This window comes from Streptomyces sp. NPDC018263, assembly GCF_055562575.1.
In genome coordinates this window covers 259,984-275,843 of record NZ_JBVHFA010000004.1, presented here as the reverse complement: position 1 = coordinate 275,843, position 15,860 = coordinate 259,984, and the positions used below count along the sequence as shown (strand labels likewise).

Genomic DNA, 15,860 nt, shown 5'->3' with positions numbered 1-15,860 from the left:
CGTGGCACGGTTTCAGAACCGGGTAGGCATGTCGGTGGCAGGAGCGTTCGCACTGCTCGCCTGCGTCTCGCTGACCGCCTGCAGCAGCACCGGCGGCAAGAAGGCCGAGGACGCCCGCAAGGCCGCCACGGCCCAGGGCAGGGCGGCGGTGACCACCCCCCGCTGGACCATCGCGATGATCACCCACTCCGGAGACGGCGACACCTTCTGGGACATCGTGCAGAGCGGCGCCAAGCAGGCGGCGATCAAGGACAACATCAACTTCCTGTACTCGCACGACGACGAGGCCCAGCAGCAGGCGCAGCTCGTGGACGCCGCGATCGACAAGAAGGTCGACGGGATCGTCGTCAGCCTGGCCAAGCCCGACGCCCTCAAGGCGGCCGTGGCCCGCGCCCGCAAGGCCGGCATCCCGGTGGTCACGGTCAACTCCGGCTCGGCGCAGTCCAAGGCGTTCGGCGCGCTCAGCCACATCGGCCAGGACGAGACCATCGCCGGTGAGGCCGTGGGCGAGGAGCTGAACAAGCGCGGACGCAAGAACGCCCTGTGCGTCCTGCACGAGCAGGGCAACGTCGGCCACGAGCAGCGCTGCGACGGCGTGGAGAAGACCTTCCACGGCAAGGTCCGCAAGCTCTACGTCAACGGCACCAACATGCCCGACGTCCAGTCCGCCGTAGGCGCCAAGCTCCAGGCCGACCGGGACGTGGACGCCGTCGTCACCCTGGGCGCCCCCTACGCCGACACCGTGGTGAAGGCCAAGGAGGACGCGGGCAGCAAGGCCGAGGTCGACACCTTCGACCTCAACGCCAAGGTCGCCGCCGAACTGAAGGACGGCACCCTCGGCTTCGCCGTCGACCAGCAGCCCTACCTCCAGGGCTACGAGGCGGTCGACCTGCTGTGGCTGTACAAGTACAACGGCGACGTCCTCGGCGGCGGCAAGCCGGTCCTCACCGGCCCGCAGATCATCACCAAGGACCAGGCGGGCGCGCTCGCGGCGTACACCGATCGGGGCACCCGATGAGCACCACCACCGACACCCGGCCGGCTCCGGGCCCGGCTCCGGGCGGGCAGCAGCCCCGCGACGAGCGGCTGCTGCGCACCTCCCCGCTGCGCAAGCTGCTGTCCCGGCCCGAACTGGGCTCGGTCGTCGGCGCCCTCGCGGTCCTGGTCTTCTTCGCGGTCGCCGCCGACGGCTTCCTGCGCCCGTCCAGCATCAGCACCGTGCTGTACGCCTCCTCGACCATCGGGATCATGGCCGTACCCGTGGCCCTGCTGATGATCGGCGGCGAGTTCGACCTCTCCGCGGGCGTCATGGTCACGTCGTCCGCGCTGATCTCCTCGATGTTCAGCTACCAGATGACGGCCAACATCTGGGTCGGCGCGGGGGTGTCCCTGCTGGCCACCCTGGCCGTCGGCGCGTTCAACGGGTTCATGCTGACCCGTACCAAGCTGCCCAGCTTCATCGTCACGCTGGGCACCTTCCTGATGCTCACCGGCATGAACCTGGGCTTCACCAAGCTGATCGACGGCACGGTCTCCACCAAGTCGATCGGCGACATGGAGGGCTTCCCGAGCGCGCACGCCGTGTTCGCCTCGACCCTCTCGCTGGGCGGGGTCGACCTCAAGGTCACCGTGCTGTGGTGGCTCGGCCTGGTCGCCCTCGCCTCCTGGGTGCTGCTGCGCACCCGCGTGGGCAACTGGATCTTCGCGGTCGGCGGCAACGAGGACGCGGCCCGCGCGGTCGGCGTCCCCGTCGCCAAGACCAAGATCGGCCTCTACATGGGCGTCGCGTTCGGCGCCTGGGTGTCCGGCCAGCACCTGCTGTTCTCCTTCGACACCGTCCAGTCCGGCGAGGGCGTCGGCAACGAGCTGATCTACATCATCGCGGCCGTCATCGGCGGCTGCCTGATCACCGGCGGCTACGGCAGCGCCGTGGGCTCGGCGGTCGGCGCGCTGCTGTTCGGCATGACCAGCAAGGGCATCGTCTTCGCCGAGTGGAACCCGGACTGGTTCAAGTTCTTCCTCGGAGCCATGCTCCTCCTGGCGACCCTGCTCAACACCTGGGTCCGCAAGCGCGCGGAGGCCACGAAATGACCGTCACCGAAGAGCGCGTGCCCCTGGTCGAGCTGACCGACGTCAGCAAGCACTACGGCAACGTCCGCGCCCTGGAGGGAGTCTCGCTGGAGGTGCACGCGGGGGAGATCACCTGTGTCCTCGGCGACAACGGCGCGGGCAAGTCCACCCTGATCAAGACCATCGCGGGGCTCCACCAGCACGACGGCGGCACCCTGCGCATCGAGGGCGAGGAGACCCGGCTCGCCTCCCCGCGCGACGCCCTGGACCGGGGCATCGCCACGGTCTACCAGGACCTCGCCGTCGTCTCCCTGATGCCGGTCTGGCGCAACTTCTTCCTCGGCTCCGAGCCCCGCAAGGGCAAGGGCCCCTTCGCGCGCCTGGACACCGACCTCATGCGCCGCACCACCCGCGAGGAACTGCTGCGCATGGGCATCGACCTGCGCGACGTCGACCAGCCCATCGGCACCCTCTCCGGCGGCGAGCGCCAGTGCGTGGCCATCGCGCGTGCCGTGCACTTCGGCGCCAAGGTGCTCGTCCTGGACGAGCCCACCGCCGCACTGGGCGTCAAGCAGTCCGGTGTGGTCCTCAAATATGTGGCCGCGGCACGCGATGCGGGCCTGGGTGTCGTGCTGATCACCCACAACCCGCACCACGCGCATCTCGTCGGCGACCGCTTCGTGCTGCTGCGGCGCGGCACCATGGTGGGCAACCACACACGCGACGAGATCACCCTGGACGAACTGACCAAGCAGATGGCGGGCGGAGCGGACCTGGACGCTCTGCACCACGAGCTGAAGCGCGGCTGACGGGCGCGGAGCCGCGGGCGTTTCGCGGCTCCGCACCCGACAGCGCCGCGCCCGGCGTGAGCGTGAGGCACAATCGAGCCCGATGAGCACCTACCGCGACCTCGCCGCCCCCATCGGCTCCCGCCGCGCCCCCGTCCTGCGCACGGTGGGCACCCGGGAACGCCGCTCCCACCTGACCGCGCCCCGGGTGCCCACGGTCGGCATCGACATCGGCGGCACCAAGGTCATGGCGGGCGTCGTGGACGCGGACGGCAACATCCTGGAGAAGCTCCGCGCGGAGACCCCGGACAAGTCCAAGAGCCCCCAGGTCGTCGAGGACACCATCGTCGAGCTGGTGCTCGACCTCTCCGACCGGCACGACGTGCACGCCGTCGGCATCGGGGCCGCCGGCTGGGTCGACGCCGACCGCAACCGGGTCCTGTTCGCGCCCCACCTGTCCTGGCGCAACGAACCCCTGCGCGACCGCCTCTCCGGCCGGCTGTCCGTGCCCGTCCTGGTGGACAACGACGCCAACACCGCTGCCTGGGCCGAGTGGCGCTTCGGCGCCGGGCGCGGTGAGGACCACCTTGTGATGATCACCCTCGGTACCGGCATCGGGGGCGCCATCCTGGAGGACGGCCAGGTCAAGCGGGGCAAGTTCGGCGTCGCGGGCGAGTTCGGCCACATGCAGGTCGTGCCCGGCGGACACCGGTGCCCGTGCGGCAACCGCGGCTGCTGGGAGCAGTACAGCTCCGGCAACGCCCTGGTCCGCGAGGCGCGGGAGCTGGCCGCCGCCGACTCCCCGGTCGCCTACGGGATCATCGAGCACGTCAAGGGCAACATCGGCGACATCACCGGCCCGATGATCACCGAGCTGGCCCGCGAGGGCGACGCCATGTGCATCGAGCTGCTCCAGGACATCGGCCAATGGCTCGGCGTCGGCATCGCCAACCTCGCCGCCGCCCTCGACCCGTCCTGCTTCGTCATCGGCGGCGGGGTCAGCGCGGCCGACGACCTGCTCATCGGCCCCGCGCGGGACGCCTTCAAGCGCCACCTCACCGGCCGCGGCTACCGCCCCGAGGCCCGCATCACCCGCGCCCAGCTCGGCCCCGAGGCCGGCATGGTCGGCGCCGCGGACCTGGCCCGGCTGGTCGCCCGCCGCTTCCGTCGCGCCAAGCGCCGCCGCGTGGAGCGCTACGAACGCTACGAGCGGTACACCCAGGGCCGCCGGGACCGGGACACCGCATGACCACCTCGCTTCCGCACCAGGCGGCCGCCCCGGCAACGCCGCACCCGGCGGGGGAGGACCCGCGCCACCGCGTCAAGCGCCGCGCCCTCACCCTGCTGATCATCGTGCTGCTCATCGGCGTACCGGCCGGTTACCTGGTGATCTCCGCCAACCAGAGCCGGGACAGCGGCAAGGACAAGGAAGCGAAGTACTCCGCCACCGGCCTCACCCCCGGCTGGCCCTCCAAGGTGCAGCGCCGCCTCTACCAGGTGCCCGTGCCGCACCCCGCCGACCGGCTCGCGTACTACGAGACCAACAACTGGAAGACCAGCCGTCTGTACGTCCAGTTCCGCACCAACGGCGCGGGTCTGGACAGCTTCCTCGGCACCCTCGGCATCCGCCGCGACCAACTGAAGCAGGGCGCCGTCACCATCGGCGCCCGCGACCGCGAGGTCTCCGGCTGGGACCTCACCGGCCCCGGTGTCTGGTCCGGCTACACCCACAGGCAGAAGAACCCGGCGCCCACCCAGGACGTGGTCGTGAACATGTCCGACCCGGTGTATCCGACGGTGTACGTGGTCAGCCGCACGGTGCCCTGAGCCCGCCGCGGAACCCGTTGTCAGACCCCACCCGTACAGTCGGACACGGCTCATCCGACAGGGACGGGAGGTGACAGGACACATGAGTGACGGCACGGCCACGGCGACGGCCCGCGCGCGGACCGGGGACACGGTCCCGGCACGTCTCGCGTGCGTGTTCCTGCCCGCGCCCCTCCCGCGCGAGGCCCGCGTCGCCTTCTGGGACCCCGAGGGCGAGCCCCTCCTGGACGCCACCGGCGAACTGACCGTCGTACGGCCGCACGGTACAGGTGTACGGCGCCGCCAGGTGCCCGCGCTCACCCTGTTCCTCGCCGACGCCCTGCCCCTGCTGGTCCGCGCCCGGCACGATCCGGGCGCCCACCCCGCCACCGCCTGCTGGGGCGCCGCCGCGCTGCACGCGCTGCGGCTGACCGCGCGGGGACGCCTGCTGCCCGGCCTCACCCCGAGCGGGCACGACGCCTGGCGTGCCGGGCCGCTGGAGCCCGACGACATCGCGCACCTGCGCGCGGTGGCCGCCGCCCTGCCGCCCGAGGGCCACGCCGTACCGCTGCCCGGCCCCGGACCGCTGACCCTGCCCGAACCCGAGGCCCTGGTCCGCGCCTTCCTGGACGCCGTCGCGGACACCCTGCCCCGCACCCCGGCCGCCCCGCACACCAGCGGGCGCCCCTTCGCCGCCCGCGAGCCCCAGCCGCTGCCCGGCGCCCACGACTGGGCGGCCGAGGTCGCCGCGGGCATGGACGCGGGCGTACGCGTCTCGCTGCGCCTGGACCTGTCCGGGTACAGCGTCTTCGACACCGGCGACGACCAGCGGGCGAGGGCGGCCGGTGCCGCCGTCGTGCAGGTGCACAGCCTGGCCGACCCCACCCTGGTCGCCGACGCGGCGGCCGTGTGGGCCGGGGAGGCGGACGCCCTCGGGCCCCGCGCGCACGTGGACGCCGCCCTCGCCGTCCGCCGCGCGGCGCGTGTGTGGGCGCCCCTGGAGCGGCTGGCCGAGCAGGACGTGCCCGACGTGCTCGCCCTGTCCGAGGAGGAGGTCACCGACCTGCTCGGCGTCGCCGCGAGCCGCCTCGCCGCCGCCGGGGTCGCCGTGCACTGGCCCCGCGACCTCGCGAGCGACCTCACCGCCACCGCCGAGGTCCGCACCGCCCCCGGCTCCGCGACCGACGGCACCGGCTTCTTCGAGAGCGAGGAACTGCTCGGCTTCCGCTGGCAACTGGCGCTCGGCGGCGACCCGCTCACCGAGGCCGAGAGGGACGCCCTCGCCGAGGCCCACCGCCCGGTCGTCCGGCTCCGCGACCGCTGGGTCCTGGTCGACCCCGCCCTGGTCCGCAAGGCACGCAAGCGCGAACTGGGCCTGCTCGACCCCGTCGACGCGCTCGCCGTCGCCCTCACCGGCACCGCAGAGGTCGACGGCGAGACCGTGGAAGCCGTCCCGACCGGCGCCCTCGCGGCCCTGCGCGACCGGCTCACCGCGGGCATCTCCCCGGCCGAGCCGCCCGCCGGGCTCGACGCCACCCTGCGCGACTACCAGTTGCGCGGCCTTGCCTGGCTCGACCTGATGACCTCCCTCGGCCTCGGCGGCTGTCTCGCCGACGACATGGGCCTCGGCAAGACGATCACCCTCATCGCCCTCCACCTCAAGCGCGCCCGCACCGAGCCGACCCTCGTGGTCTGCCCCGCCTCCCTGCTGGGCAACTGGCAGCGCGAGATCAACCGCTTCGCGCCCGGTGTCCCCGTCCGCCGCTTCCACGGCGCCGACCGCACCCTCGACGGCCTCACCGGCGGCTTCGTCCTCACCACCTACGGCACCATGCGCTCCGCCGCCGCCCAGCTCGCCGAACAGCCCTGGGGCATGGTCGTCGCGGACGAGGCCCAGCACGTGAAGAACCCGTACTCCGCCACCGCGAAGGCGCTGCGCACGATCCGGACTCCCGCGCGCGTGGCGCTCACCGGCACCCCGGTGGAGAACAACCTCTCCGAGCTGTGGGCCCTGCTCGACTGGACCACCCCCGGCCTGCTCGGCCCCCTGAAGTCCTTCCGCGCCCGGCACGCGCGTGCCGTGGAGAACGGCGAGGACGCCGAGGCGGTGGAGCGGCTGGCGCGGCTCGTCCGGCCGTTCATGCTGCGCCGCAAGAAGTCCGACCCCGGCATCGTCCCCGAACTGCCGCCCAAGACCGAGACCGACCACCCGGTCCCGCTCAGCCGCGAACAGGCCGCGCTGTACGAGGCCGTGGTGCGCGAGTCGATGCTCGCCATCGAGGACGCGAACGGCATCGCCCGCCGGGGACTCGTCCTCAAGCTGCTCGGCGCCCTCAAGCAGATCTGCGACCACCCGGCGCTCTACCTCAAGGAGGAGCCCGCCCACCCCGACCGGCTCGCCGCCCGCTCCGGCAAACTCGCCCTGCTGGACGAGCTGCTGGACACCGTGCTCGCCGAGGACGGCTCGATCCTGGTCTTCACCCAGTACGTCGGCATGGCCCGGCTCATCACCGCCCACCTGGCCGACCGCGCGGTCCCCGTCGACCTTCTGCACGGCGGCACCGCGGTGCCCGAGCGGGAGCGGATGGTGGACCGGTTCCAGTCCGGGGAGATCCCGGTGCTGGTGCTCTCCCTCAAGGCGGCGGGCACCGGGCTGAACCTCACCCGCGCGGGGCACGTCGTCCACTTCGACCGCTGGTGGAACCCGGCCGTCGAGGAACAGGCCACCGACCGCGCCTACCGCATCGGCCAGACCCAGCCCGTCCAGGTCCACCGCCTGGTCACCGAGGGCACCGTCGAGGACCGCATCGCCGAGATGCTCACCGCCAAGCGCGCCCTGGCCGACGCGATCCTCGGCTCCGGCGAGGCCGCCCTCACCGAGCTGACGGACCGTGAGCTGACCGACCTCGTGTCCCTGCGGAGGCCGGCGTGAGTGCCGAGGAGCGGACCCCGGCGGAGAAGGCCCGCGAGGCGCTGCGCGCGGCTCGGGCGGGGGGCGCCGGTGCGGCTGAGCCCGGCAGGGGCCGGGGCGCCTTCGAGACGGAGGCAGCCGAGGAGGGCGTCACCCCGACGGCAGCGCCGGAGGCGGAGCGGCGTCCCGGTGACGCTGATCGGGCCGCGCCGGGCCCAGGACCGAGCCAGGAAGCCGAGGTGCCGGAGGGCGAGGGCCGGTCCGGCGAGGCGGCTGCCGAGCCCGGAGTCCGGCCCGGCGAGGTCGCCCGGGCCGCGCTGCGGGCCGCTGTCGCGGCCCGGCGTGAGGGGGAGCCGCCCGCAGAGGCCGAGGCCGAGGCAGAGACCGATTCCGCTGACCTGCCCGCGCCCGCCGCCCCCCGGCCGAACCCCACCACCCCCCGCCCCGGCGACGCGGCCCGCGAAGCACTCCGTGCCGCCCGCCGGGAGGCCGACCGCGCGGACCGGCGCCCCCGCAAGACCACCCCGCGCCCCGCACCCGCCGAGGGCCGCTCCGCCCAAGTGGCCCGTGACATGCGGAACTTCCTCAGCACGGCCTTCCGCATGCCCGACCTGACCGACGACCCCGAGGCCGCCGGAGCCCAGCCGCGCACCGACACCCCCGAACCCCCCACCGAGCACGCCCCGACCCCACCGGCGCCCGGCAAGGGCCCGTCCCGCACGCCCGAGCACCCCGCACCGCCGCCCCACCACCCCACCTCCATGGCCTCCCCCCACCGGGACAGCGAACTGCGCCGCACCTTCCCCCCGTTCGCCCCCCGCCCCGAGCCGCAGGACTTCGCCACCACCTGGTGGGGCCAGGCATGGGTCGACGCCCTGGAGCACACCGCGCTGGACGTCAACCGGCTGAACCGAGGGCGCGGTTACGCCGACGCCGGCCATGTCGACGCGATCACGGTGACACCGGGACTGGTGCTGGCGTACGTGCGGGGGAGCCGCCCGCGGCCGTACCGGGTGCAGTTGCGGCTGCGGAGGCTGAGCGAGGAGGACTGGGAGCGTCTGCTGGAGGCGGCGGTGGACAGCCCGGCCGACATCGCCGCGCTGCTGGACAAGGAGCTGCCCCACACCCTGGCCGACCTCGGCCTTCCCCTGCTGCCCGGTCCCGGCGACCTGATCCCGCAGTGCAGTTGCCCCGACTCCGGGCGCCCCTGCAAGCACGCGGCCGCGCTCTGCTACCAGACGGCCCGCCTGCTGGACGCCGACCCGTTCGTCCTGCTCCTGCTGCGGGGCCGGGGCGAGCGGGAGCTGCTGGACGAGCTGTCCCGGCGCAGCGCGGCGAGCGCGGCCCGCGCCGCACGGGAGCGGGGCCCCGCCGCGCTGCCCGGCGTACGCGCGTCGGAGGCGCTCGCCGGACGCCCGCTGCCCCCGCTCCCGGCCCCGCCGCCCGCGCCCGCGCACCCGGAGGCGCCCCCGGCGTACCCGGCGGCGCCGGGCGGCCCCGACCCGTTCGCGCTCGACCAGTTGGCCACCGACGCCGCCGCCCGCGCCCACGCGCTGCTCACCACCGGCCGCGACCCGGTGGGCGGTCTGACGCTGTGGCAGGACGCGGTGCGCCTGGCCGCCGCCCGCCCCGGCTCCGGGCTGACCGCCGCGACCCGCAGCCTGTACGCCACCCTGGCCGCCGCCGTGGACCGCACCCCCGCCGAGCTGGCCCGCGCGGTCGCCGCCTGGCGGCAGGGCGGTCTCGCGGGACTGACCGTGCTGGAGGAGCCCTGGGACCCGCCCGCGGGCCGCTTCGACCGGGCCCGCCCCCTGCTGCTCGCCGCCGACCTGCCCGCGTTCCGCCCCTGGCGCAACCACCTCACCCACCCGGCGGGCCACGCCCAACTCCGCCTGGGCCAGGACAATTTGTGGTACGCCTACGAGTCGGAGCCCGGCCACGACGACTGGTGGCCCCGCGGCACCCCCGACCTCGACCCGGTCTCCGCCCTCACCACCCTGGACATACCGGACTCCCTCTGAGCGCCGTACGCCCGCCGTGAAGACCGTGTGAGAGTTCGCCGCGCTTTCCGGGGAGCCCCCCGCCACGCACCGGGCCCCCCGGCCCGCCGGGGGCGTCCGGGCGGTTAGCGTGGTGCGGTGAGTGAGAAGAAGACCCCCACCCTTCAGTACCGGTTCGACGGCCCGGAAGACGCCCCCGTGCTCATCCTGGGGCCCTCCCTCGGCACGACCTGGCACATGTTCGACCGCCAGGTGCCGGAACTGGTCAAGCAGTGGCGGGTCCTGCGCTTCGATCTGCCGGGCCACGGCGGCGCCCCCGCCCACCCCGCCGGTTCGGTCGCGGAGCTGGCCACGCGTCTGCTGGCCACCCTGGACAGCCTCGGCGTGCAGCGGTTCGGGTACGCGGGCTGCGCCCTCGGCGGCGCCGTCGGCATCGAGCTGGCCCTGCGCCACCCCGAGCGGCTCGCCTCGCTCGCCCTGGTCGCCGCCTCGCCCCGGTTCGGCACGCCGGACGAGTTCCGTCAGCGTGGCGTGATCGTACGCACGAACGGGCTCGACCCGATCGCGCGAAGCGCGCCCGACCGCTGGTTCACCGGGGGCTTCGCCGCCGCGCAGCCCGCGATCACCGAGTGGGCGGTGCAGATGGTCCGCACCACCGACCCCGGCTGCTACATCGCCGCCTGCGAGGCGCTCGCCGCCTTCGACGTGCGTCCGGAGCTGGGCCGTATTGGAGTGCCCACGCTGGTGCTGGTCGGCTCCGAGGACCAGGTCACCGGCCCCGCCGAGGCCCGCACGCTGGTCGCCGGCATCCGGGACGCCCGGCTCGCGGTCGTCCCCGGCGCCTCCCACCTGGTGCCGGTCGAGCAGCCCGCCGCCGTCACCGACCTGCTGGTCCGGCACTTCTCCACCGCCTGGCAGCCCTTCGACACCGGCCAGACCGCCCTCCCGGCCGCCGCCGCGCCCGTCACGGCTCCGGCCGCCCCCACGCCGGCCGCGCCGCCCGCTCACCCACCCGTCACCGCCCCCACGCCGCCCCCGCGCACCGCGCCGGTCGCCGAGATCGCGGCCGCCGCCGAGCCGCCGCAGCCGGTCGCGCCGCCGGACCGGTACGAGACGGGCCTGAAGATCCGCCGCGAGGTGCTGGGCGACGCGCATGTCGAGGGCGTGCTCGCGCGGGCCGACGAGTTCTCCGGCGACTTCGAGGAACTGGTCACCCGGTACGCCTGGGGCGAGGTCTGGGACCGGCCGGGCCTCGACCGCAAGTCCCGTAGCTGCGTCACGCTCACGGCGCTGGTCGCGGGCGGACACCTGGAGGACCTGGCCGTGCACACCCGCGCCGCGCTCCGCAACGGCCTCACCCCGCAGGAGATCAAGGAGGTCCTGCTCCAGGCCGCCGTCTACTGCGGTGTCCCGGCGGCGAACAGCGCCTTCCGGGTCGCCCAGCAGGTCATCCGCGAGGAGACCACGCCCGCCGAGTGAGGCCGCGGGCCGCCTGAGGCGGCACGATGGAGACGGCACGATGGAGACGGAAGCGGCCCGACGACCAGGACGGGAAGTCATGAAGTTCATCAAGAAGTCCCACTCCTGCGTCCGCCTGGAGAAGGACGGCCGGACGCTCGTCATCGACCCCGGCGGCTTCAGCGAGCCGGACGCGGCGCTCGGCGCGGATGTCGTCCTCGTCACCCATGAGCACCCGGACCACTTCGACGAGGGCCGGCTGCGCACCGCGCTGGAGGCGAACCCGGAAGCGGAGATCTGGACCCTGAAGTCGGTCGCGGACCAGCTCGCGGCCGCCTTCCCCGGCCGGGTGCACACCGTCGGTCACGGCGACACCTTCACCGCCGCCGGCTTCGACGTGCAGGTCCACGGCGAACTGCACGCCGTCATCCACCCGGACATCCCGCGCATCACCAATGTCGGCTATCTGATCGACGGCGGCAAGGTCTTCCACCCCGGCGACGCCCTCACCGTCCCCGACCAGGCCGTGGAGACCCTGCTGCTCCCGGTGATGGCGCCGTGGAACAAGATCTCCGAGGTGATCGAGTACGTCCGCGAGGTCGGGCCCCGCCGGGCCTACGACGTGCACGACGCCCTCCTCACCGACCTGGCCCGCCCGATCTACGACCGCCAGATCGGCGGCCTGGCCGACGCCGAGCACCTGCGCCTGGCACCGGGAGCCTCCGCCGAGCTGTGAGGCCCGAGCGTGAGGCCCGAGCGTGAGGCCCGAGCTGTGAGGCCGGTTGTCACACCCGGCGGGTAGGTTGTGGGACATGCGTATCGCCACCTGGAACGTGAACTCGATCACCGCCCGTCTCCCGAGGCTGCTGGCCTGGCTGGAGAGCAGTGGCACCGACGTGCTCTGCCTCCAGGAGGCCAAGGTCGCCGAGGAGCAGTTCCCGGTGGAGGCCCTGCGCGAGCTGGGCTACGAGTCGGCGGTCCACGCCACCGGCCGGTGGAACGGCGTGGCGGTGCTCTCCCGCGTCGGGCTGGCGGACGTGGTCAAGGGCCTGCCCGGCGACCCCGGCTACGAGGGCGTCCAGGAGCCCCGCGCCGTCTCGGCCACCTGCGGCCCGGTCCGCGTCTGGTCGGTGTACGTGCCCAACGGCCGCGAGGTCGACCACCCGCACTACGCGTACAAGCTCCAGTGGCTCGAAGCCCTGAAGACGGCGGTGGCCGGGGACGCGGCGGGCGGCCGCCCCTTCGCCGTGCTCGGCGACTACAACATCGCCCCGGCCGACGACGACGTGTACGACCGCGCCGCCTTCGAGGGCGCCACCCATGTCACCCCCGCCGAGCGCGCCGCCCTGACCGCGCTGCGCGAGACCGGCCTGAGCGACGTGGTGCCCCGCCCGCTGAAGTACGACCACCCCTTCACCTACTGGGACTACCGCCAGCTCTGCTTCCCCAAGAACCGCGGCATGCGCATCGACCTGGTGTACGGCAACGGCCCGTTCGCCGGCGCGGTCAAGGACGCCTACGTCGACCGCGAGGAGCGCAAGGGCAAGGGCGCGTCCGATCACGCGCCGGTGGTGGTCGACCTCGACGTCTGATGCCACGCTGGGGTCCATGAACATCCCGTTCCTGGGCCATCGGCGCGGCAAGAGCGGTGACGCGGCGCTCCCGGCCGACCCCGAGGCCATCGCCGCGCTGCTCTCCGAGTGCGAACTGCTGCGCTCCCAGGCGGACCGGGCGGGCGTCCGCCTGGACGACACCCCGGCCTCCCTGGAGGCCCTGGACCAGCTCGTCCCGCTCTGGCGCGACGACCCCGAGACGCTGCCCTGGCTCGGCAACGACGCCGGGCTCTACCTCGGCACCGTCGTCGTCCGCACCGTACCCGGCGCCGCCTGGCGCATCAGACCGGACGGAGAGCCGGTTCTGCGGCTCGCCTCCGGCCGGGAGTTCGAGGTCACCGGGCCGGGCCGCCAGTGGGCCACCAGCGGCCTCCCCGAGCTGTCCCAGCTCTACGCGGAGATCGCGGAACCCTGACAGGGGCGGTGAGGCGCCAGGCGGCCGTGGTGTCACCGCGCCTTACTGTTTTGTCCGCTTCTCGCCTGGGCAGGACCGCCCTGGCGGTATGACACTGTCAAGCCCATCCGGACCGCACCGAGTTGCTCCCACCCCTGTCTCATGATGTGGATGGGAGGGTTGGTCAGCCCCCTACGCGCGTAGAACCTTCTCGTCGGTGTGCACCATCTGAACACGGAGGGGATCGTGATGAGGACCAGGCTCAACCTCCGCGCGGAGAGATGGCGTTCCGCCATCACGGTGTGGTTCCCCCTGCTCGGAGCCGCATTCCTGACTGTCCGCAACGTGATCAACGCGGCGTGGACCGCCGGCGGTTGGGCGCCCGCCGTCGCCCTCCTCCTGGCCGGCCTCGTCTTTCACGGTCTCGGTGTCGTCCAGCAACAGCAGAGGAGTGCGGAGGACAAGCTGGATGCGCTGATCGAGTCCACGTGCACCGTCACGCGCTACGGCACCGCGAAGGAGTTCTACGGCGCGCTGAACAAGGCGGTGAAGGAAGAGGCGCAGAACTCGGTGAGGGTCAGTTACTTCCGGCGTGTTCCGCCCACTCACGAGAAGGCGGCCAACGAATACTTCAAGACCTGTGTCTCCTGGGCCCACGCCAGATCCGACCGCAAGCTTCTGCGTGTCATGGTGGAGCCCAGCACCGATGCGATGAGGGATTGGGTCGAGGAGCAGAGGGAGCAGAGCAGGCACATACGTAAAGGCGCCTACCGGCTGAGGTACACCCGGGCGATCTCGGAAGTCGATGCGCTGAGCGTCGCCGTCATCGACGAAAGGACCGTCTTCTGCGCCTTCACCACGGACGACGAGACCGTGCGGGGCTTCAGCCTGACCAGTTCCGAGCTCGGGAGCTACTTCATGCTTTACCACCAGAACCTCTTCAGCCAAGGCAAAGAGGTGTTCTGACCTGGTCAACCGGTCGCTCACCGGGCTGCGAGGGTTCCCCGTCCGTCAGACGTGTTTATACGGCTAATGTCCCCTGAGTGCGTGTCGTCCATGCGCCCCAGCGCGCGCTGGATAGTTTCGGCCACTACGACTCGGCGAGAGTGAGTAGGGCTGCGGATGGCCGTCGATCCGTTGATCGAACTGCGTGACGTCAACAAACACTTCGGGGAGCTGCATGTCCTCCAGGACATCGACCTGACCGTCGGCAAGGGGGAGGTAGTCGTGGTGATCGGCCCCTCCGGGTCGGGGAAGTCGACACTGTGCCGGGCCATCAACCGGCTGGAGACCATCGAGTCCGGGAGCATCACGCTCGACGGGCAGCCGCTTCCCGAGGAGGGCCGGGCGCTGGCCCGGCTCCGGGCCGAAGTGGGCATGGTCTTCCAGTCGTTCAACCTCTTCGCCCACAAGACGGTCCTGGAGAACGTCTCCCTCGCGCAGACCAAGGTGCGCGGCCGCAAGAAGGCCGACGCCGACCGCCGCTCCCGTGAACTCCTCGACCGGGTCGGGCTGTCCGCCCACGCCGACAAGTACCCCGCCCAGCTCTCCGGCGGCCAGCAGCAGCGCGTGGCCATCGCCCGCGCCCTCGCCATGGACCCCAAGGCGCTGCTCTTCGACGAGCCCACCTCCGCGCTCGACCCCGAGATGATCAACGAGGTGCTGGAGGTCATGCAGCAGCTCGCCCGCGAGGGCATGACCATGATCGTCGTCACCCATGAGATGGGCTTCGCCCGCTCCGCCGCCAACCGCGTCGTCTTCATGGACGGCGGCCGGATCGTGGAGGACCGCAGCCCCGAGGAGTTCTTCACGGCCCCGCGCAGCGAGCGCGCCAAGGACTTCCTCTCCAAGATCCTCAAGCACTGACCGGGGGAGTGCGACCCATGTCCCGCCACACCCGCGCGCCCCGCGCCATCGCCCTGCTCGCCCCCCTGCTGGCCTCGCTCGCCCTGCTGGCCGCCGCCTGCGGCAAGGACGGCAGCCCGCCCGTCAAGGGCCCCGCCCCCGACCAGCTCCCGCACTACGCGGTAAACCGCGACTTCCGGCTGCCCGGCTCCCCGACCTGGGTCCGCGCCCAGAAGCGCGGCCACTTCGTCGTCGGCGCCAAGGAGGACCAGCCCTACCTGGGCGAGAAGGACCCGGCGACCGGCCGGTACTCCGGCTTCGACATCGAGATCGCCAAGATGCTCTCCGCCTCCCTCGGCTTCCCCGGCGACAGCGTCCGCTTCCGCACCATCGCCTCCGCCAACCGCGAGACGGCCCTGCAGAACGGCCAGATCGACTACTACGTCGGCACCTACACCATCAACGCCAACCGCAAGAAGCTGGTGGGCTTCGCCGGTCCCTACTACATGGCCGGCCAGTCTCTGCTGGTGCGCAAGGACACCGACGACATCCACGGGCCCGAGGACCTCGCCGGAAAGCGCGTCTGCTCGGCGGCCGGCTCCACCCCGTACCAGCGCATCAAGGACGACTACCCGAAGGCCGTCCTGGTCGCCTACGACACGTACTCGGTCTGCGTCGACAACCTGCTCACCTACCAGGTCGACGCGGTCACCACCGACGACGCCATCCTGATCGGCTACGCGGCCAAGGCCCCCGACGAACTCAAGGTGGTCGGCAAGCCGTTCTCCGAGGAGCCGTACGGCATCGGGGTGCCGCGGGGCGACAACGCCCTGCGCTTCGCCCTGGACAACGCCCTGGCCGCCCGCGAGAAGAACGGCGACTGGAAGAGGGCGTACGACGCCACGCTCGGCCTGTCGGGCGTGCCCGCGCCGAAGCCGCCGCCCATCGACCGCTATCCGGCGAGCTGACCGAGGA

14 protein-coding genes are annotated in these 15,860 nt (G+C 72.8%); all 14 read left to right on the top strand.

Annotated elements, in window-relative coordinates:
• Window position 1: 1 nt before the first annotated feature.
• Complete coding sequence (locus tag ACZ3HQ_RS13670) at window positions 2-1,018, top strand: sugar ABC transporter substrate-binding protein (protein ID WP_467510450.1); 1,017 nt, start codon at window positions 2-4, stop codon at window positions 1,016-1,018.
• Window positions 1,015-2,091: an ABC transporter permease gene (locus ACZ3HQ_RS13665; protein WP_467510448.1), complete on the top strand. Its 1,077-nt coding sequence runs from the start codon at window positions 1,015-1,017 to the stop codon at window positions 2,089-2,091. The genes ACZ3HQ_RS13670 and ACZ3HQ_RS13665 overlap by 4 nt, the downstream gene beginning before the upstream one ends.
• Window positions 2,088-2,879, top strand: coding sequence for an ATP-binding cassette domain-containing protein (locus tag ACZ3HQ_RS13660; RefSeq protein WP_467510446.1), 792 nt, complete (start codon window positions 2,088-2,090; stop codon window positions 2,877-2,879). The genes ACZ3HQ_RS13665 and ACZ3HQ_RS13660 overlap by 4 nt, the downstream gene beginning before the upstream one ends.
• Window positions 2,880-2,961: 82 nt before the next feature.
• Window positions 2,962-4,107 carry an ROK family glucokinase gene (locus ACZ3HQ_RS13655; RefSeq protein WP_399572122.1) on the top strand — a complete coding sequence of 382 codons (1,146 nt, stop codon included), beginning with the start codon at window positions 2,962-2,964 and terminating at the stop codon, window positions 4,105-4,107.
• The gene (locus ACZ3HQ_RS13650; protein ID WP_467510443.1) at window positions 4,104-4,685 is read left to right on the top strand and encodes a sugar kinase; all 582 of its coding nucleotides are present in this window, start codon (window positions 4,104-4,106) and stop codon (window positions 4,683-4,685) included. Before ACZ3HQ_RS13655 ends, ACZ3HQ_RS13650 begins: the two co-directional genes overlap by 4 nt.
• Before the next feature lie 82 nt (window positions 4,686-4,767).
• Window positions 4,768-7,596: a DEAD/DEAH box helicase gene (locus ACZ3HQ_RS13645; protein WP_467510441.1), complete on the top strand. Its 2,829-nt coding sequence runs from the start codon at window positions 4,768-4,770 to the stop codon at window positions 7,594-7,596.
• Between the two features lie 218 nt (window positions 7,597-7,814).
• Window positions 7,815-9,596, top strand: a complete 1,782-nt coding sequence (locus ACZ3HQ_RS13640; protein ID WP_467511057.1) for an SWIM zinc finger family protein — start codon at window positions 7,815-7,817, stop codon at window positions 9,594-9,596.
• Window positions 9,597-9,713: 117 nt separating this feature from the next.
• Window positions 9,714-11,054, top strand: a complete 1,341-nt coding sequence (pcaDC, locus tag ACZ3HQ_RS13635) for a bifunctional 3-oxoadipate enol-lactonase/4-carboxymuconolactone decarboxylase PcaDC (RefSeq protein ID WP_467510439.1) — start codon at window positions 9,714-9,716, stop codon at window positions 11,052-11,054.
• Between the two features lie 79 nt (window positions 11,055-11,133).
• The gene (locus tag ACZ3HQ_RS13630; RefSeq protein ID WP_467510438.1) at window positions 11,134-11,769 is read left to right on the top strand and encodes an MBL fold metallo-hydrolase; all 636 of its coding nucleotides are present in this window, start codon (window positions 11,134-11,136) and stop codon (window positions 11,767-11,769) included.
• A 76-nt stretch (window positions 11,770-11,845) separates the two neighbouring features.
• Entirely contained in the window at window positions 11,846-12,625 is a 780-nt protein-coding gene (locus tag ACZ3HQ_RS13625) for an exodeoxyribonuclease III (protein ID WP_467510436.1), read from the top strand.
• Between the two features lie 16 nt (window positions 12,626-12,641).
• On the top strand, window positions 12,642-13,061 hold the full coding sequence (locus ACZ3HQ_RS13620; protein ID WP_467510434.1) for a DUF6278 family protein: 420 nt from the start codon (window positions 12,642-12,644) through the stop codon (window positions 13,059-13,061).
• Window positions 13,062-13,289: 228 nt separating this feature from the next.
• Complete coding sequence (locus ACZ3HQ_RS13615) at window positions 13,290-14,006, top strand: hypothetical protein (protein ID WP_467510432.1); 717 nt, start codon at window positions 13,290-13,292, stop codon at window positions 14,004-14,006.
• A gap of 156 nt (window positions 14,007-14,162) precedes the next feature.
• Entirely contained in the window at window positions 14,163-14,906 is a 744-nt protein-coding gene (locus ACZ3HQ_RS13610; RefSeq protein ID WP_467510430.1) for an amino acid ABC transporter ATP-binding protein, read from the top strand.
• Between the two features lie 17 nt (window positions 14,907-14,923).
• Window positions 14,924-15,853, top strand: a complete 930-nt coding sequence (locus ACZ3HQ_RS13605; RefSeq protein WP_467510428.1) for a glutamate ABC transporter substrate-binding protein — start codon at window positions 14,924-14,926, stop codon at window positions 15,851-15,853.
• Window positions 15,854-15,860 lie beyond the last annotated feature (7 nt).

Coding starts and splice junctions, on each gene's coding strand:
- ACZ3HQ_RS13615 (WP_467510432.1), top strand. CDS start 13,290: ATGAGGACCAGGCTCAACCTCCGCGCGGAGAGATGGCGTTCCGCCATC.
- ACZ3HQ_RS13665 (WP_467510448.1), top strand. CDS start 1,015: ATGAGCACCACCACCGACACCCGGCCGGCTCCGGGCCCGGCTCCGGGC.
- ACZ3HQ_RS13650 (WP_467510443.1), top strand. CDS start 4,104: ATGACCACCTCGCTTCCGCACCAGGCGGCCGCCCCGGCAACGCCGCAC.
- ACZ3HQ_RS13625 (WP_467510436.1), top strand. CDS start 11,846: ATGCGTATCGCCACCTGGAACGTGAACTCGATCACCGCCCGTCTCCCG.
- ACZ3HQ_RS13620 (WP_467510434.1), top strand. CDS start 12,642: ATGAACATCCCGTTCCTGGGCCATCGGCGCGGCAAGAGCGGTGACGCG.
- ACZ3HQ_RS13605 (WP_467510428.1), top strand. CDS start 14,924: ATGTCCCGCCACACCCGCGCGCCCCGCGCCATCGCCCTGCTCGCCCCC.
- ACZ3HQ_RS13660 (WP_467510446.1), top strand. CDS start 2,088: ATGACCGTCACCGAAGAGCGCGTGCCCCTGGTCGAGCTGACCGACGTC.
- ACZ3HQ_RS13610 (WP_467510430.1), top strand. CDS start 14,163: ATGGCCGTCGATCCGTTGATCGAACTGCGTGACGTCAACAAACACTTC.
- ACZ3HQ_RS13655 (WP_399572122.1), top strand. CDS start 2,962: ATGAGCACCTACCGCGACCTCGCCGCCCCCATCGGCTCCCGCCGCGCC.
- ACZ3HQ_RS13645 (WP_467510441.1), top strand. CDS start 4,768: ATGAGTGACGGCACGGCCACGGCGACGGCCCGCGCGCGGACCGGGGAC.
- ACZ3HQ_RS13630 (WP_467510438.1), top strand. CDS start 11,134: ATGAAGTTCATCAAGAAGTCCCACTCCTGCGTCCGCCTGGAGAAGGAC.